The sequence below is a fragment of the Halomonas colorata genome (assembly GCF_014897985.1).
GTDB classification, from domain to species: domain Bacteria; phylum Pseudomonadota; class Gammaproteobacteria; order Pseudomonadales; family Halomonadaceae; genus Vreelandella; species Vreelandella colorata.
In genome coordinates, this window is the sequence record NZ_JABUZA010000004.1 from 1 (window position 1) to 16,016 (window position 16,016).

General features: G+C 57.9%; 17 protein-coding genes. 4 read left to right on the top strand and 13 right to left on the bottom strand.

Annotated elements, in window-relative coordinates; all coding sequences use genetic code 11:
- Nucleotides 1-127: 127 nt before the first annotated feature.
- From INT33_RS03180 to INT33_RS03190, 3 genes are all read left to right on the top strand, one after another.
- Nucleotides 128-736 carry a DNA-3-methyladenine glycosylase I gene (locus tag INT33_RS03180; RefSeq protein ID WP_018917071.1) on the top strand — a complete coding sequence of 203 codons (609 nt, stop codon included), beginning with the start codon at nt 128-130 and terminating at the stop codon, nt 734-736.
- A 157-nt stretch (nt 737-893) separates the two neighbouring features.
- Entirely contained in the window at nt 894-1,643 is a 750-nt protein-coding gene (gene pcsA / locus INT33_RS03185) for a phosphatidylcholine synthase (protein WP_018917070.1), read from the top strand.
- A gap of 34 nt (nt 1,644-1,677) precedes the next feature.
- Nucleotides 1,678-2,370, top strand: coding sequence for a uracil-DNA glycosylase family protein (locus INT33_RS03190; protein ID WP_192536581.1), 693 nt, complete (start codon nt 1,678-1,680; stop codon nt 2,368-2,370).
- A gap of 80 nt (nt 2,371-2,450) precedes the next feature.
- Here the strand turns inward: INT33_RS03190 and INT33_RS03195 are convergent, their stop codons facing one another.
- Nucleotides 2,451-3,380, bottom strand: coding sequence for a nucleoside recognition domain-containing protein (locus tag INT33_RS03195; protein ID WP_192536582.1), 930 nt, complete (start codon nt 3,378-3,380; stop codon nt 2,451-2,453).
- A gap of 125 nt (nt 3,381-3,505) precedes the next feature.
- Between INT33_RS03195 and INT33_RS03200 the strand changes: the two genes are divergently transcribed.
- The gene (locus INT33_RS03200; protein WP_192536583.1) at nt 3,506-3,964 is read left to right on the top strand and encodes an Lrp/AsnC family transcriptional regulator; all 459 of its coding nucleotides are present in this window, start codon (nt 3,506-3,508) and stop codon (nt 3,962-3,964) included.
- 173 nt (nt 3,965-4,137) lie between these two features.
- Here INT33_RS03200 and INT33_RS03205 read toward each other — a convergent pair whose 3' ends face one another.
- The 12 genes from INT33_RS03205 to INT33_RS03260 all read right to left on the bottom strand — a co-directional run bounded on the left by INT33_RS03205 (nt 4,138) and on the right by INT33_RS03260 (nt 15,995).
- On the bottom strand, nt 4,138-4,677 hold the full coding sequence (locus INT33_RS03205) for a DUF1176 domain-containing protein (RefSeq protein WP_192536584.1): 540 nt from the start codon (nt 4,675-4,677) through the stop codon (nt 4,138-4,140).
- 574 nt (nt 4,678-5,251) lie between these two features.
- Nucleotides 5,252-5,548 carry a type I-E CRISPR-associated endoribonuclease Cas2e gene (cas2e, locus tag INT33_RS03210; RefSeq protein ID WP_106375122.1) on the bottom strand — a complete coding sequence of 99 codons (297 nt, stop codon included), beginning with the start codon at nt 5,546-5,548 and terminating at the stop codon, nt 5,252-5,254.
- Between the two features lies 1 nt (nt 5,549).
- Nucleotides 5,550-6,470, bottom strand: a complete 921-nt coding sequence (cas1e, locus tag INT33_RS03215; protein ID WP_192536585.1) for a type I-E CRISPR-associated endonuclease Cas1e — start codon at nt 6,468-6,470, stop codon at nt 5,550-5,552.
- A 3-nt stretch (nt 6,471-6,473) separates the two neighbouring features.
- A complete protein-coding gene (gene cas6e, locus INT33_RS03220) occupies nt 6,474-7,172 on the bottom strand; it encodes a type I-E CRISPR-associated protein Cas6/Cse3/CasE (protein WP_192536586.1) in 699 nt (232 codons plus the stop codon).
- Nucleotides 7,172-7,954 carry a type I-E CRISPR-associated protein Cas5/CasD gene (gene cas5e / locus INT33_RS03225; RefSeq protein WP_192536587.1) on the bottom strand — a complete coding sequence of 261 codons (783 nt, stop codon included), beginning with the start codon at nt 7,952-7,954 and terminating at the stop codon, nt 7,172-7,174. Before cas5e ends, cas6e begins: the two co-directional genes overlap by 1 nt.
- Nucleotides 7,955-7,965: 11 nt before the next feature.
- Complete coding sequence (gene cas7e / locus INT33_RS03230; protein WP_192536588.1) at nt 7,966-9,060, bottom strand: type I-E CRISPR-associated protein Cas7/Cse4/CasC; 1,095 nt, start codon at nt 9,058-9,060, stop codon at nt 7,966-7,968.
- 69 nt (nt 9,061-9,129) lie between these two features.
- Nucleotides 9,130-9,825 carry a type I-E CRISPR-associated protein Cse2/CasB gene (gene casB / locus INT33_RS03235; RefSeq protein WP_192536589.1) on the bottom strand — a complete coding sequence of 232 codons (696 nt, stop codon included), beginning with the start codon at nt 9,823-9,825 and terminating at the stop codon, nt 9,130-9,132.
- Entirely contained in the window at nt 9,822-11,519 is a 1,698-nt protein-coding gene (gene casA, locus INT33_RS03240) for a type I-E CRISPR-associated protein Cse1/CasA (RefSeq protein ID WP_193091092.1), read from the bottom strand. Before casA ends, casB begins: the two co-directional genes overlap by 4 nt.
- A gap of 83 nt (nt 11,520-11,602) precedes the next feature.
- Nucleotides 11,603-14,281 (bottom strand): CRISPR-associated helicase Cas3', encoded by a 2,679-nt coding sequence (cas3, locus tag INT33_RS03245; RefSeq protein ID WP_192536591.1) that lies wholly within the window; start codon nt 14,279-14,281, stop codon nt 11,603-11,605.
- A gap of 240 nt (nt 14,282-14,521) precedes the next feature.
- On the bottom strand, nt 14,522-14,896 hold the full coding sequence (locus tag INT33_RS03250; protein WP_225735996.1) for a type II toxin-antitoxin system HicB family antitoxin: 375 nt from the start codon (nt 14,894-14,896) through the stop codon (nt 14,522-14,524).
- A gap of 388 nt (nt 14,897-15,284) precedes the next feature.
- Nucleotides 15,285-15,569: a HigA family addiction module antitoxin gene (locus tag INT33_RS03255; protein ID WP_225735997.1), complete on the bottom strand. Its 285-nt coding sequence runs from the start codon at nt 15,567-15,569 to the stop codon at nt 15,285-15,287.
- Nucleotides 15,570-15,716: 147 nt separating this feature from the next.
- Nucleotides 15,717-15,995, bottom strand: coding sequence for a type II toxin-antitoxin system RelE/ParE family toxin (locus INT33_RS03260; RefSeq protein ID WP_192528222.1), 279 nt, complete (start codon nt 15,993-15,995; stop codon nt 15,717-15,719).
- Nucleotides 15,996-16,016 lie beyond the last annotated feature (21 nt).

Here is a 16,016-nt window from a genome sequence, read left to right on the forward strand (position 1 = left end):
ACCGAGGAAAACGCTCGACTACCTGACACCTGTGGAGAAGCTGCAAAGCATATTTGCGTTGACCGGTTGAACTCACCGACACCTTTATAAATCCTGATATTTTTATAACTAAAACAGGGGAATCACTATGGCGAACGAATTTATCGCCCCCGATGGACAATCACGCTGCTACTGGTGCGGCGGGGCGCCAGAGTTTTTACCCTACCACGATAATGAGTGGGGCTTTCCCGTTGATAACGATCAGCGCCTGTTTGAAAAGCTCTGCCTGGAAAGCTTTCAGTCAGGCTTGAGCTGGCGGACGATTCTCAACAAGCGCGAAAATTTTCGCGCCGCCTTTCATCACTTCGACTTTCATCAGGTCGCACGTTTTGATGAGCGAGACGTGCAGCGCTTACTGCAAGACGCGGGCATTATTCGCCATCGCGGCAAAATTGAGGCGGCGATCAATAACGCGCAACGGGCACAGGAATTAGTCGAACAGGAGGGTTCACTGGCAGCCTTTTTCTGGCGTTTTGAGCCAGCACACGATGCGTTAAAAGCGCCGCAAACCCAAACCGTCTCGCCTGAATCTATCGCGCTCTCCAAAGCGCTGAAGAAACGCGGCTGGAAATTTATTGGCCCCACTACGGCCTTTGCGTTGATGCAGGCGATGGGGCTACTTAATGACCACTCACTTACCTGCGTAACGCGTGAACGCGCCGAGCAGGCACGCCTGCAGTTTCAGCGGCCCGTTTAGGGCTTATACATACGTTAGGACTCTTACTATCGCCTAGCGGATAACACGATAAACGGCCATGCTAAGAGTATCTCAACGGCCTGCGTGTTCTCGGTGCGCCTTCTTGTAGTAGTGTATTGACTGACACGCTCATCCATACACCAAACAGCAGCAGAACATGACGTTCTCAACGGGGTTTAATGTGGCTCAACCGCTCTCTTCGCAAGCAGACTCCCACGCATCGCGATGCAAGGCATGGAGCGTACATGCTCTCACCGCTAGCGGCGTACTGCTGGGCGTCATGGCGCTATTGGCCCTGATCGATGACAACCCGGTGGCTTGTCTGCTTTGGCTGGGGGCGGCGATGATGGTCGATGGCTTCGACGGCACGTTGGCACGCAAGTACGAAGTGAAAACCATCCTGCCGCACTTCGATGGCTCAACGCTGGATATGGTCATTGATTATCTTACCTGGGCGTTTATTCCCGCCCTGTTTATCTACTACTTTATCGATTTGCCGGCCGGTTTCTCACTGCTGGCGGTGTTTATTATCCTGCTCTCGTCGATGTTCTGTTTCTGTAACACCAATATGAAAAGCCAGGACAACTACTTTGTCGGCTTTCCCGCGGCGTGGAATATCGCCGCCGCTTATTTTTATATTCTCGATTTCCCACCCTGGATCACGTTTACCGCGATTATCGGCCTGGCCATTCTCACCGTTACGCGCATGAAGTTCCTTCACCCTTTCCGGGTACGCAAGTTCATGCCGCTCAACATCGCCATTACGCTTGTGTGGTGCCTCTGCGCAACATTTCTCATCCTCTCGAGCCCCGAGCATGCCGTTTGGGCTCTATGGGGATGGGGTCTTACATCCGTCTATTTTTTCGGCATGTGCTTATGGCGCACGGCTCAGGAATGGTTTGACTAAACCAAGCGATGGGAACCAACAAGGAGGTTGAACAATGTCACTGACCCCGGCTCAGGAGAAAAAATTCAGAGCGCTGGCGGCCGAGATAGAAGGAATCGATGTCGAGGTCTACGAGCGCTTCGAGCGCGACCCGCTCGAGCCCATCATCGGCCTTGGCAAGCCGAACCTGCGCATCGGCTTTTTCGGGCGCGACCCGGGCCGTGAGGAAGTCCGCTACCAGGAGCCCTTTATCGGCGCTGGCGGACAGTTGGTGAGAAAGGCGCTTCATGAACGACTATATGGCGAGAAGATGCCGGACTTCGAGGCCTCCCGCGCCGTGGGCGAGCACTTTTTCTGGATCAATACCGTGCCCTACAAGCCGGTAGGCAACAAGGCGTGGTCGATGAAGGTGAAGCGCCATTTTCACGACCTGATGAACGAGGTGCTGATCTCGAGCTGGGAGGGCAAGCACCTGATCACGCTGGGACGCGAGGCTTTCCTGTGGTTTGGCATTGGCCGCTCAAAAGAAGAACGCGACCGCCTGGAGGCGTTCTGGAAAAGTGACGAGCGCTTTGAAAGCAGCATCGAGGTAACGCTCGAAGATGCCCAAGGCGAGGCGCGCAATTTTACGCTCTACCCGCTCCCCCACCCCTCGCCGCTCAACCAGACCTGGTACGCCCGCTTCCCAGAGCTTTTGAAAAGTCGTCTGGAACAGCTGGATGTACGCCAGGGAAATCTGACGCTATAGACCTTGATTCGAACACAGGCCGTCGCGCTTTTTAATGAACGCCCGATCCGGACCAGTGGGTCGGGCGCGTGTCGGTTTTTTTACGGCCGCCACCGGGCTATGATCATCACCAGTACCACAGCAAAACCTAGCCTTGCAGCTAATATGATAAAAATATCCGCCCCAAGCATTACAAACAACAGCGTATCTTCGATAACGCTATGACAAAGACTTAGAAAACAGAGCGCCAGCACGCTATCGCGTTTGCTTAAAATACCGTTTTTGACATCCCGAATTAATAACCCCGCGCCGTAGCTAAGGCCCAATGTGAAGCCAATGACCGTGATACTGGCAGCTTGCGGCCCGATACCTAACAGCTTGAGCAAAGGGTTCAGGCCGCGGTGTATCCAACGTTCTACACCCCAGCGTTTCAGCACATCAAGCAGCGCCACCAGCGCAATGATCACCACCCAAATAGCAGCTAGTGTTTGAAGCTGTGAGACCGTCCACACAAGAATGTCAGGTTCTACCGTTGTCGAGGGCCGCCAGCCAAGCGACGCTGGGCCTTGTAAAACGTTGGCGTAGCGACAAAAAACATGGACTAGCCAGGCAAACAAGAGTGCGCCGCCCACGCGTAGCAACAGCGTCGCACGCCACGAAACGCCGGCGTATTTAGCAACGGCGCCTTCAACCGGGAGCGAATGGCCGATGAGTAAAAGGCTTCCCATTACAGATATCTGCGCCACGCTTAGCGGCGTATCGCCTACCGTTTGATAAAAAATAGCAATCGCTGTGTAAAGGTTGGTCATTAGCGCCGCGGCCCACACCAATCCCATGAAATCCGGCAAGCCCAGAAGCCCCATCAAGGGCGCAAGCGCCCCACCTATCCACTGGACCAGGCCCAGTTGCTGAAGAATCTTTACGACCACCAGTGCAGGCACCAGGATTTTTAACAGCCTGACGTAAACCTGCCACGACTGGTGGCTAATACTTCTAGCCCAATCAACTATCCGATAATTTTGGTGCTGCATGTCTCCCCCATTGCCATTGTTTTAACAACGGTTATAGTAATTGGAGCTATGCAGAATCTTCGTTCCAAGATGGCCAAATAAATCAATATTTGTTCTTAATCGACCAGGATTTTAAATTAAATTTCATGGATAGCCTTGATCGCCGCATTCTCAATCAGCTTCAGTTAGATGCTGGCATGACTAATCAAGCGTTGGCTGACGCGATAGGGCTTTCACCCTCGGCCTGTCTTAAAAGAGTCAATCGACTGCGCGCGGCGGGAATCATTGATCGTGAAGTAGCGCTTTTAAACCCTAATGCCTTGGGTCAGTGTCTGCATATGGTGGTAGAGGTCACCATGGAACGGGATAATAAAGCGCTCTATCAGCGGTTTTTAAACTCGGCGCTCAGTGCCCCAGAAGTAAAGCAGTGCTACCAGGTTACCGGCGAGTCCGATTTCATCTTGATCATGATCGTGAAAGACCTGGACGAATATGACCGCTTTTGTGACCAGGTACTTTACAGCGACGACAACATGCGTAAATTTCGCACCTTGCTTTCACGTAAGCGGCACAAGTTTGATATTTCCCTGCCACTTGGCGACTAGCTAAGCTAGGCCAGCAGGAAAACTTGAAACACATGCATGATGCCATCACCCGTTTCTAATCTTGATATGGCGTGTGAAAGCACGGTTTTATCCGGCGTAAAAATGCTCGCTTTTATCAAAAGCGAGCATTCAAGGCTTCTAAGTCGGCCCTAAATATGCCGATGCATCAAGAATCACTCAGCTTCGAAAACCACGGGAAACTCGCTGGCCTCGTCTTCACACGCCTCGACAGCGCGATACTCGGTCAGCCGGAAATTGCCGTCCTGCCACTGCCAGGTGCGCTCGCCGCCGCAGCCACCGGCGCCCCGGTCCTTGTACTGGTCGGTCAGTACGCCAGTTTCGGGGTCGAATTCAGGGTTGAAAAGTAACTCGGTGCCGGTCCAGCTGCCATCACGCCACAGGGCGAACAGCAACTTGCGCGGTTCGGCATCTTCGGGTTGATAAATCGCCTCATAAGAAATCTGGTAAGCACCTGCATTACACGGCACGAGCCACAGGTCGCCGCCTATCTCATCGTCGATCGCATAGTGCTGGGGCGCAATACCCAGCGATTCATCAATAGAGGCACAGGTAGCGCTCACTTGCGCGGCGACCGCTTCCGGCATTGTTGACGCCTCTTCGCTCGCTGGCTCCGCGCCGGCATGGGCGCTGGCGAAACCGATCGACAGGCCCATGGCCGCCGCCGTCATCCAACCCAGTGAACGTAACATCATGACCACCTCCTTCGTACGGTTCGCGCGACGTGTTTTCCACTCGCCACGACTTGAAAATGCGCGCTTGAAAACATCGCTACTTGATACTCCGATTTCGCCCAGGCCGCCATCCCCAAGCCGCCTGTTGCACCGTCGTTTCTCATTTCATACCCGTTAAGGTAACCGCGTGTTCGCACACCTGCGCGACTTTCTCGGTGGCCAGCGCGCTTGCGGGGAATGGCGCGCCTGGGCTCGGCTGGCAGAAAGAAATATCGGTTCATCCCCGCGTCTCCGGGGAACGGGATGCTACGCCTGCCAGCCTATGGACTGGCCCCGGTTTATCCCCGCGCCTGCGGGGAACGGCTCCTGCCGGTCAGCCTACCCTTTCCCATCCTCGGTTCATCCCCGCGCCTGCGGGGAACGGTACTGGAGACAATTCCCAGGGTTTTGGAATAACGGTTCATCCCCGCGCCTGCGGGGAACGGTCTAATTGTAGTCAATTGTTTTCAAAAAGAAAAATCGCCAGTGGAAAATCCACCGGCGATTTTGGTCATTTTTTGAACAGCTCTATATTATTAAAGAGCATTAAAAACAGCTACTTATCCATGGGTGGCAAAAAACGCACCAAGCGTAGTCCGTCATGGTCGATGGGAACGCGGCGGTTATCGCCGAAGGTCTGAAACTCGAAGCCGGATTCGTGATTACTGGCCCAGGCCATGGCGACGTTGCCGCCCTCCTCGGCCAAGACCTCGATCTGCTCCCAGATCATTTCGCGGATACGCTTACTGACATCCCCCACATAGACACCGGCGCGAATCTCCAGCAACCAGACGGCGAGCCGCCCACGCAAGCGGGGTGGCACTGCTTCGGTGACGACGACGAGCATGGCCATGTTAATGACTCCTGTGGCCGCTATCGCCTATTGATGTCGGCTCGGGGATGGCAGGCGGCACGGCATCGGCCGGTGGTGGTGGCGGTTCGACCTCGCCTGCCGCCAGCACCTCTTCGATCATGGGAATAATGCGCTGGAGCAGCCGGGTCTGCTTGAAGGCATCGCGGCAAGCAATGCGTACCTCGCGCTCCGGCATGGGCGGGTTCTTGGCCGCGATGCGAAACGCCGCCGGGACCACGGTTTCGAATTTGACGATATCGGCGATGTCATAGACGAAGCTCAACGGCTTGCCGGTATGTAAAAAGCCGATGGCCGGGGCGTAGCCCGCGGCTAGAATCGCCGCTTCGGTAATCCCATAGAGGCAGGCAGTGGCCGCCGAGAGGCACTGGTTGGCCACGTCCGAGGCGTCCCACTGCTTCGGATCATAACGCCGCCCCTGCCATTTCAGGCCGTACTGCTTGGCAAGCATCTGGTAGGTCTTGCGTACCCGTGCGCCTTCGATGCCACGTAGCTGTTCGACGCTGCGCCGGGAAGGCGGCTCCTCGCCAAAGCGCAGCTCGAACATCTTGCGCACGACCTTGAGCCGCAAGCTTTCATCCAGCGCCAGCTGGGCCTGATAGAGCAGCTTATCGGAACGCGCGCCGCCGGGCTGGCCGGCGCTGTAGAGCCGCACGCCCGCATCGCCCACCCAAATTAGCAGCGTGCCTACCACCGCTGCCAGCTTGACCGCCGCATGAGAGACCCGCGTGCCGGGTTCGAGCAGTAAACACGCCACCGAGCCCACGGGAATGTGCATGCGCTCGCCGTTGACCTCGTCGATGACGACGAACGCGCCGTCGCGCACGTCGATCTGGCCCATGCCGACGAAGATCATCGACATGCGATCCTTGAGGGGGATGGGCTTGAGGGGAATGAAGCTCATGGGTCACTCCGGTACGCGGCGCAGCAACAGCATTCCACAACCAAACGCCTTGGCACGGCCAATGCCGTGTTGCAGCGCTTCATTGAGCAGCGCGGGGTCGGTCACTTCCAGCAGGCCTTCGTAGTCCACACTGGAGTAGCGGATAGGTTGCCCGCCCTCTTTCTTGCTCAGCGCGTGCTGGCGGTAAGCACCTACTTCTGGCCTGACCGGCAGCGTGAAACCGAAGCTTTCAGCACGGCTTTTAAGCCACTGGCGCGCCGCCGCGTCCATTGCCTCGATGCAGGCCTGGCTCGTCCGCTCCCCTTTTGGGAAGGGGTAGCGCGCATCCATCAACACATCGGCGCGGCAAGAGCGACGGCCCTCGCCCGCCGGTTTCGCGATGGTGGGGTTAACACGCAGACGAAAGGCCAGTCGTTCACCTTTAACGAGCTGAGGCGAGAACGCCTTGCACTGCACCTCAAACCCATCCATGGCTTCCGGAGCCTGGGTCGAGTAGACATAGAATCGCGGCAACCCGGCGCTTTTACCGTTGGCGTCTTCTTCCATTTCCTGGCGAAAGATAAACGGCCGCTCGCCTTTGGGTACCTCGGGAAATAGCTGCCAGAGCAACTGGTGAGCGGTATAAGCGCCGCCTTCCAGTACATCAAACAGCTCGGCGCGGGTGAGGCTATTGAGATCCAGCCTGACACTTGAAAGATACATTAGCGCTCTCCTTCCACTTTCTCGGTGCGCCGGTGTTCAAGGCGGGGGCCGAACTGCCAGCGCCGGCGGTGCAGCGGCTCGTCCCACACCTCGCTAGATTCGTTGGCTGTATCGCTGCCATCGAGTGCATCGGCATCGCCTTCCCAGGCGTAAAGCACTTGCTCGGGCAGGCGTAATAGTTGCTGGTCCTTCTTCTCGTTACCGATCATCGCAAGCCAGGTGCGCTCCGGGTCCAATGCGCTTTCAAAGCGGTGATCCAGCGCCTGGCGCCAATGGCTGGCCTCAACCACTGTGGGTAACAAAGGCGCGGCCAGAGGGCACGCCTTGCGGCCGAGATAGAGCGGAAAACGGGGCTTTTCCAGCGCCGCCTTTAATTCCCCCAGCGACCAGGAGGCATGCGCGGTAAGCCGCACCGCCACGCTCCATAACCCGTCGCAGCGGTAGTCTCTTGAGGAGAGAATGGTATTGAGCGCTTCTTTAGGCACCGCCAACTCCTCGCGGCGGGTGCGGTGGGTTACCTTTGATTGCGAAGAAGGCATCTGCACGGTGTGATAATCGCGCATTAAAAGCCCCGGAGAGCGCTGCTTGACCGCGACCTGAAGGCCTTCGCGCAGGCGGCGCTGACCGTCATCGTCGTCGCGTTTGATACCCAGCGCCGCCCCGATCAGCCCCAGAATGGCGCTACGGCTTGGGTAGGTGGCCGTCGGCCGCGTCTCGCCAACGGCGGCCTCGCCCCAGCTCGCCATGGGCGCATAGAGGCGAAAAACCAGATGGTGTGGCATATCGCCTCCGCTTAGTCGTCGCCCTTGAGGAAGGTCAGCAACGCTTGCAGGTTGCCGCGCTGAATGTCGCCTTTCAGGGCTGGCGTTTCGTACTCGGGCGTTGCCGAGAGAATAAAGCGCCGATCCGCGCCTGCGCCGTAAGCGTCATCAAATGCCTGGGCCTGGGTTTCCAGTTTTCTAATCGCTTCGACGCCCTGACCTTCGCTCATGACAGGCTGCAGAAACGATGCCGACAGCGAACGCGGCTGCTGATCGCCCTTTTCCGCCAAGACGTAGCTGGCGTGGGCACGAGAGCCGTAGCTGTTCTGCTTACCCTTGGGGGAGATCTTGACGGCAGATTCCACCAGCGCGCCAATGGCACGGTCGGCCAGATCGGTATTTCCCTGGAGGTTCGCGATCAGAAGATCCCGATCAATACAGAGGTAGAGGTAGAACAGACCGGCGGCGAACCCGGCTTCGCCAATATGTGCCGCACCGCGGTCTTCATCGCCGCTGTTGAGGTCATCGACGGCGGTGAAATAGTCGTCCTCTACCTCGGCGGCGTGCACGGTAATGGCGTGGGCAACCTGGCAGGCCGCTTCGACGTTATAGCTCGGCGCGCCAGCAAGCATCCGCCCAAACAGCGCCACATCGACGGCGGTGGGCCGCCGGGCAAGCAGGGCCTTAAGCTCTTCGTCGGTCGGCTCACGTTTCTCTGCGGCCAGGGTATCGGCAAGCGCTTCCAGCGCAGCCACTTCTTCCGGGCCGACGTGGACCAGTTGCTCGATTTCGTACTCGTGCTTTTCGCCCTTGTCGACCTTGCGCAGCTTGCCGAAGACGCCGGCGATCTTCTCCGCACTGTTACCCGCCAGCTTTTCGTCGGCGCCAGCAGCTCTCATACGCTTGAAAACCTCTCCCCCCAAGCGCTTGGTGCGCGTGCCCTTGTGACTATCGACCGCCGCTTCAAACAGATCAGAAGTGCGCCAGTTGCGTTTGAGGCTTTGCGAGGAGACACGCAACCGTCGGGCGCCGCCCATGAACGCCGTCTTGGGGCGGCCCAGGTCGTCGCGGTTGAGGTTGGAAGGCGGGTAAGAGGTCAGAAGGTGAAGCTGGATAAAGTGGCTCATGATGGGATTCCTGAATAAAAAATGTGCCGAATGCCGAAACAGTGGTTGTTGATAAGTGACCGTTGCCGTTCAGTCGCCCGTGGTCGGCTTTAACGCTCGCGCCTGGAAATAGGCATCGCTCATGACGAAGGCGAAGCGTTGGGTGGCCTCGGCGCGGTACTGCCCGCGCTGCTCGCGATCCCAGAGCGCGACCATATCGGCCAGACGCACCACGCTGACGCCGGCGTTATCCGCGAGCTTGAGCGCCCGTCGAAAACGGCGAATCAGTTCCTCAGAGGCATGGCAATCGAGCAGCTGCTGAAAGCGCAGATCACTCATTCGCGGGGTATCACCGGTATTGGGGCGCTTCTCGCCCAGGCGTTTGCCCAGAGGAGCATCGAACGTTTCGGCGCGCAGCTCACTCGCGACGGCGGCAATAGTCGCCCATACCTCAAGACGCTGAGCACGCTGTCGGTTTGATCTCCCCGTTGGCGTCTCTTTCCATGCCTTCGACTCAAGCGCCTGCCAGAGATGACGGAATGCTTCGGTCAGCATGACCGACTCGATGGTGTCGCAGCGGCGCAACGCGGCGCGTACGCCTCGCAGATAGCCGGGTGCCTCGGTGATCTTTTTCAACGCAGGAGGGTCGAGCGTCAGCCGCTGCCACCAGCGACGCAGCATATATGCCTCATCAGGGGTAAGCGCGTAGCAGTAATCTTCTACCGCATCGCCCTTTGTGGCCTTTTCATCCGGCGCTTGCGGCGGCGTTTTTTCTACCTCACTCATGCAGGGCTCTCCTCATTGCGTTCAATCCTGGGCGCCTTCAGATCAAAATCGCCGATCTCGGCAAATGTCTGCACCGTCTTGCCAACCTTTTTGCCACTGCCGTTCAGATACGCCAGCAGATAGCGCCGCGCGCTGGTGATGCGCTCGAGCTGCTGCATCTTCATGCCTTCCAGCGGACCGCTGATGGCCTGGGCATCGAACAGCGCCACTGTTTCACGCTTGAGCGCCAGGTACCACTGGCGATGAGTCTCGGGCGAGAGCGTCGGCGTTTCATCGAGTAGCGCCTCCCCCATCTCGCGCAGCGCGCTGAAAAATGCCAGCTGAGTCGCCTCGAAAAACTGGGCGTCGATCTGGCTCATATCACCCTTGGCATCTTCAGGGCGTTTGAACCAGGCGCGCTTGAGCTGATTGCGCAGCGTCCAGCTGATCTCCGAGGCCAAGTCGACGAAGCGCTTGGCCCAGCCGCGCAGCGTTTCCTGCTGCCCCTCGGGCACGCCCACCAGCGGCATTTCCACGCTGTACCAGCCGCGCGGCTTCATGTTGTCCATGTCATAACCGAACACCCAGAGCCGGGTACGCTTGAACAGCGCTTCGAACGCTTCGCCATCGTCGCGCGCGGCCTCCACCTGGCGATACTTTTGCAGATGGTGAGTGACCACGCGGGCGGGCAGCGCGCCGCTAACGGCTTCATCTTCCAGCACCAGCCCCGGCCAGTGGCGGTAGCCAAGCCCCCCGGGCTGGCCCTTGCTGGAAAGCGGTAGCTCATCGAGCTTTTTAGGATTAAGGCGGCGATAAGGTGTGAGCGGGTGGCGCCAGGGGCCGTCGTAGTTGGCGCCCTGCTTCTTGGCGCGCAGGCGGCGCACCGGGTGTGTCGCCTCGCGGCCGCAAAGGTCGCACTCGCCCGGCGTCTCGTCGAATAGCAGCCTATAGCGCCTGGGCATCGACCAAAAAGCGTGCAAGGGGTGCACCTGCTCGGGCAAAACCTCGGTGCCTTTCTTGTCGCTGACACGGGTATCCTTCATCCAGAAGAACAGATCGCTATCGCAGGCTTCAGGCGCGCGCCATGTCTGCCCCGGCTGGCCCACCGCATCCGCGGGCATGACGTTGGGCCAGAGGCGCGCCCACAGTGGTTTGCTGTCGTCTTCCGGCAGAATCAGCGTGGTCAGCGGCCCGCCGCCGCGCAGGCCAACGCGAATGCCCGCGCCACCGGCGGGCGCGTTGATCTGCATGGTATAAAGCGCCAGCGCCGCGCACTCGGGGCAAGCAGTTTCCACCCGGCCGCGCTTGACGAAGAAATCGGTATTGTTCTTGATGCCGTTGGCGCCGGGCGAGTCGATCAAAAGGCCGGCAACCGGCGCGTCCTTGACGTCGTCCAACGGGTCCAGGTCCTGCATGAATCGCGGGCCGTCGCCATCCAGCTCGAAGGCAGAGGCAAAGGGCGCTAACAGATCATCGAGCTTTGCCATGCTGGGCGGCGTCTGATAATAATCCAGCCAGGCGTCGGTATTTTTGGGCGTCATCGCCGTCTGCAGCAGCGCGATCAAAAACTGCCAGGCCGCGCCCTGGAAATCGGCGCGAGGAAGTGCGAGGTCGAGCACATTCGGGTCGGCGAGGGCCGAGGGTGGGCGGTAGGCGATTCGGCCATCGCCATCGCGATACCGAAAGGGCAACCAGGGGTCTGTGAGTAGATTCATCGGCACCTCACGTGCGTTAATTTTGGCGTTAAGCGTTCTTTTGATTACCTTGTATCACTTGTCTTTCAGTGAAATGGCAACGTCTATTTTTGTTCAAAACTCACACCCCACTGTGCGTCGTAACCACAAGTATCCTCCTCCTCAGGCAGCCACGGCTGCACGAAGCGCAGCCCGCGGTGGCGCTGCTGTAGCGTTTCCCACTGCTCGGTATAGCGCTCCGGCAGTTGAGCTAGTTTCCTGGCCTGGCTTTCCGTCAGGCGACATCGGCTCAGTCGGTCGGCGTGGCGGTGATCTTCTACCCAGAGCACCAGCTCATCTTCCCGACGCTTGAGTAGCACGACCTCGACACTTTGCTCGTCGCTGAGCCGAGTGCCCATCTCGCGCTCCTCCTGCCACGGGTCAAAATCGCCATTGAGGCGGTAGCCATCTTCCAGATTCAGGGCGTTATGGGTGGCCACCGAGACCGCGTATTTATCCATACCGGTGCGCTCGAAGTGCGCCAGGTCAAACGCTTCCGGGAGGTCCTCCGTCGAGGCGGCGTAAACGCCCTCGATCAAGCTGCGCGCCTCACCCGGCATGGTGATGGCGCCCTGCTCGCGCAGCACGCGCTGGGTCAGCCAGATCAACGAGGTGTCTTTATAAACCGCCTGGGTGCCGCGGTGCGCTTGGCTCAACCAGTCCACATCGGGGGTATCGCTCCACGCGGGCGCGAGTACCTGCAGCACGGGCGCGGAACGTTCGCCGCGCTGGTGGCGCTGCAACCGACCGGCGCGCTGGATCAAGAGGTCAATGGGCGCGATGTCACTGACCATCTGGTCAGCATCACAGTCCAAGCTCTCTTGGAAAACCTGCGTTGTAACAATCACTTGCCCACGCCTCAGTGACGGCGTGGACTCCTTGCCGAAGCGACGAATCACCTCGGACTCGATCCGCTGGCGGTCTAGCATCGCAAAGCGTGCGTGGAAAAGCAGGCAGCGTTCGGGCTCGGGGTGGTGCTCACGCAGTTGCTGGAAGGCGCGGATGGCGTCGTCGACGGTGTTGCGCACCCAAACGATGCACTCGCCCGCTTCTACGGCGGCCAGTACACGCTCGATAGCCTCGTCTTCGCTTTCCAGCCAGTCGACTGCCACACGGCGTGCGACTTCCGGACGTGTCTTGACGGGCACTTCGTGGGTAGCGCTCCTTCCGCAATGGGTTAGCAGAGGGTAGTCGTGTGCTTCAAGTGGGCTGGTTTCAACCCCAAGACCGTGGCGCCACGCCGCCGTAAGCGACTCGCGCATGGCGTGTGGCAGCGTGGCCGTCAACAGGATAACGCTACCGCCCTGGCGGGCGTGGTGGGCCAGTAGCTGATGCAGCAGGGTTTGCATGTAGTGGTCGAAGGCGTGGACTTCGTCGATGATCAGCACCTTGCGCGCCAGCCCCAGCAAGCGCATCGACTGGTGGCGAAACGGTAAGCCGCCCATCAGCGCCTGGTCGATAGTGCCCACCCCCACATCGGCCAACAGCGCCTTCTTGTTGGAGTCCGCCAGCCAACGATTGCACTGGGTCGAGGCGCTTGCATCAAGAGCATCGTAATCGTCGTTTTCTGGCTGGGTGGCCGTCACCGCGCGCTCGAAATCCTCATTGAGCTCGCGCGCCCCGTGGGCAAGCACCAACGAAGGCTTTGATGCGCTGCTGTAAAAGTGATGATGAAGATTGCCCAGGCGGGCGTACATGGCGTTGGAGGTGGCCATGGTGGGCAAGGCAAAATAGAGGCCCTCGCCGTGGCCCGCGGCCAGCAGGCGCTGGGCTAGAATGCAGGCGGCTTCGGTCTTGCCTGCGCCGGTCACGTCTTCAAGGATGAACAGCTGCGGTCCGGCCTGGAGCGGCAGATCTTCTGCCTTCTTCTGCAGCGGGGTCGGTGTCACCTTGCCTGCAAACCACTGATCGAGGCCTGCGTAGGGGGTCGGCGTGGGCGGGCGACCAAACCCGGTGGCCCTCAGCACCGCCTCGGCCTGGAAAAGCGCTTTAGGCCAGTAATCGCCCAGCGCCATCGCCTTTTGGCAGTAGGGAAAGTAGTCGCGGTGCGAGCCCAGCCAGTCGCTAAGCGTCGCCCAGCCGGCTATTGTCCAGCTCAAAGTCTTGAAACGCGCCAGCCACTCTTCATCCAGCAGTTTTTCAACCGGCCAGTCGGGCTCGACCAATGCGGCCCAGTCGGCGACGAAACTGCCTGCAGCCACAGCATCGTCAAGCTCGCCGTCGTTGACGAAAAAGTCCGCAAACGCCAGTTGGCCGGTGGCTACAGGGCGACCATGGTGGCCGAAAAACGGTGCCATCAAACTATCTATTGGTTCCAACAACTTTCTGGCAGGCGCCTCCCTTTCTGGCCAGTGCAATACACCCTCCTTGCGCCACGCTTTCCAGCAAGCATCCCAGAGCAACACACCCAAACGGTCGTGACGCTGCTGATAGGGCTTGCCTTGCGGCGGCGCCATACCGTCGAGCGAGAGTTTCAGCACCTCCTGAAAGGCGCGGGAGAACTTGCCCAGGTCGTGAAGCCCCAATAAAAAAACCATCAGCTGCCGTAATGGCTCGGGCTCGATGCCCAGCTGCGCGGCCAGCTGCTTCGTCAAGGGGCGCTCAGGCGCAAGTAGCTGCCAACCAACGGCCGCTACATCCAGGCTATGCCAGGCCAGCAGATGGCAAGCATCTCCCGCCTGCCCCGGCAGGGCCTTGCCGGCATAGCGGTGATAGACCGGCAAACGTGAAGATCGAGTCGGCATGGCCAGAACATTCTCCCTTGATCAGGATGACAGCCACGCTCGCTCAGTAAAATTAGCGAACTGACCAAAACCGACGATAGCGTGTCTACAAGTTGAAGGGAAGGTCCAAAACGACCGTTGGGTGAACGCGTTGCGTCATCATGAAAAAACCCGCTCTCGGTCGAGAGCGGGTTTTCCATTTGGCCTGCGGCTTCAGCGTCGCCACATCAATACGCCTGCCTCATTGAGTCAGGCTATTCGTTACGCGTGGGTCAGCTTTTCCAATGCCGCCGAGGCAATGAACGCAGAGCGGCTTTTAATACCGTGCGTAGTAACGTATTTGTCGATCTGGCGGATGACATGACCTGGCAGCGTCACATTCACCTTTTTGGTTTTACCCAGGTAGGGAGAGATATCAATATCGATAATCCCCCAGCCATACCCCTCAAACTCTGGATTCTTACGATGCTCCGCAATGCTGCGGGGCATGGGGATATCTTTATTTTCGTTGGCTAATTCTTCCAGCTGGATATGGGCCACTTCCACCGCCATTTCATAGGCGTGTTCGGTCGTGTCAACCGCGGTCACGGCCCCGGGAATATCCGGATATGACGATACCGGTGGCGGTGTGCTCATCACCCCATTCGATAGCAATCGGATATTGCATGGTTTACTTCCTGAACGACCGGGCTACCTGAGTCGCCATCCATGCCGGAGGGCGACCCATGAAGAGCGGTTCATCCCCACGTCTGTGAGGAACGGATTATCTATAACCCTCTTCTTCCAGTCGTTCTCTTTCTTCTGCCATGACTTTGGCTAGTGAATAGGCATCATACGCTATCTGCCCATGGTCGAAATCGATTGCAAGTTCATTGTCGGTATCAGGAATTGCTGCATTGCCAAACCTGCAAAATAGTCGAGCCTATCAACGTTCATATAGCCTCCATTATCTAGTTCCCAAGCAAAAAAAGCCCAACGGCACGATCCGTTGAGCTTTAAACTGGTGAATTAGTAACTTACTAATTCAAACAGCAGCGATTCTTTCAATATGATTTTGCTCTTTATGCTCGGCTTGCCATAGGTCGTAGTTGGTCTGCATGGTCATCCAGTGCTTAGCGTTACCAATACCGCCATGCTCAAGCCTAACCGCAAAATCAGGGGAAATGCTGGCATGCTCATGCAAAACGCGGGATACCGCTGTGCGGGACATACCTAGTTTCTTGGAAAAATCAGTGACATTCAGCCCCAGCGCGGGCACGATCCGGCGGCGTAACAAGCTGCCTGGGTGCGGCGGATTCATCATTGTCATCACGTTATCCTCATCATCATCATGCACAATATTTTTAATCTGTATATTTAGAGGCTGTGCAATCGTGGCTACCGCTCAAGTGGCGAAACCATCCCATTCGGTGGACCTTGATAACCGTATCGTATCGGTTATCAAGGAGCGCCGCCGTCAGTGGTAGTCTAAATAGTCAACAAGGTGTGCATCTTCCCCATCAAACGTAAATATCACTACCCAATTACCGTTTACATGCACTGAAAAAAAGCCCTTCTTATCACCTTTCAAGCCATGGAAATCAAAACCTGGTAAATCCATATCGTTTGGCTTGGTTGCGGCATCCAGTGCTGCCAGTATGTCTCTTAAATCGTCTACATGGTTAGGCTGTACTCCTTGGGGCTCCCCCCGCTCATAAAGCCGTTTCAGGCCTTTGTGCTTGATTTTCTTTATCATCGCATCGCTTTGCCTCCCTTG

Excerpts from the sequence above, each read along its gene's own strand:
- INT33_RS03180 (WP_018917071.1), top strand. The coding sequence starts at position 128 with ATGGCGAACGAATTTATCGCCCCCGATGGACAATCACGCTGCTACTGG.
- pcsA (WP_018917070.1), top strand. The coding sequence starts at position 894 with ATGACGTTCTCAACGGGGTTTAATGTGGCTCAACCGCTCTCTTCGCAA.
- INT33_RS03190 (WP_192536581.1), top strand. The coding sequence starts at position 1,678 with ATGTCACTGACCCCGGCTCAGGAGAAAAAATTCAGAGCGCTGGCGGCC.
- INT33_RS03195 (WP_192536582.1), bottom strand. The coding sequence starts at position 3,380 with ATGCAGCACCAAAATTATCGGATAGTTGATTGGGCTAGAAGTATTAGC.
- INT33_RS03200 (WP_192536583.1), top strand. The coding sequence starts at position 3,506 with ATGGATAGCCTTGATCGCCGCATTCTCAATCAGCTTCAGTTAGATGCT.
- INT33_RS03205 (WP_192536584.1), bottom strand. The coding sequence starts at position 4,677 with ATGATGTTACGTTCACTGGGTTGGATGACGGCGGCGGCCATGGGCCTG.
- cas2e (WP_106375122.1), bottom strand. The coding sequence starts at position 5,548 with ATGGCCATGCTCGTCGTCGTCACCGAAGCAGTGCCACCCCGCTTGCGT.
- cas1e (WP_192536585.1), bottom strand. The coding sequence starts at position 6,470 with ATGAGCTTCATTCCCCTCAAGCCCATCCCCCTCAAGGATCGCATGTCG.
- cas6e (WP_192536586.1), bottom strand. The coding sequence starts at position 7,172 with ATGTATCTTTCAAGTGTCAGGCTGGATCTCAATAGCCTCACCCGCGCC.
- cas5e (WP_192536587.1), bottom strand. The coding sequence starts at position 7,954 with ATGCCACACCATCTGGTTTTTCGCCTCTATGCGCCCATGGCGAGCTGG.
- cas7e (WP_192536588.1), bottom strand. The coding sequence starts at position 9,060 with ATGAGCCACTTTATCCAGCTTCACCTTCTGACCTCTTACCCGCCTTCC.
- casB (WP_192536589.1), bottom strand. The coding sequence starts at position 9,825 with ATGAGTGAGGTAGAAAAAACGCCGCCGCAAGCGCCGGATGAAAAGGCC.
- casA (WP_193091092.1), bottom strand. The coding sequence starts at position 11,519 with ATGAATCTACTCACAGACCCCTGGTTGCCCTTTCGGTATCGCGATGGC.
- cas3 (WP_192536591.1), bottom strand. The coding sequence starts at position 14,281 with ATGCCGACTCGATCTTCACGTTTGCCGGTCTATCACCGCTATGCCGGC.
- INT33_RS03250 (WP_225735996.1), bottom strand. The coding sequence starts at position 14,896 with ATGAGCACACCGCCACCGGTATCGTCATATCCGGATATTCCCGGGGCC.
- INT33_RS03255 (WP_225735997.1), bottom strand. The coding sequence starts at position 15,569 with ATGACAATGATGAATCCGCCGCACCCAGGCAGCTTGTTACGCCGCCGG.
- INT33_RS03260 (WP_192528222.1), bottom strand. The coding sequence starts at position 15,995 with ATGATAAAGAAAATCAAGCACAAAGGCCTGAAACGGCTTTATGAGCGG.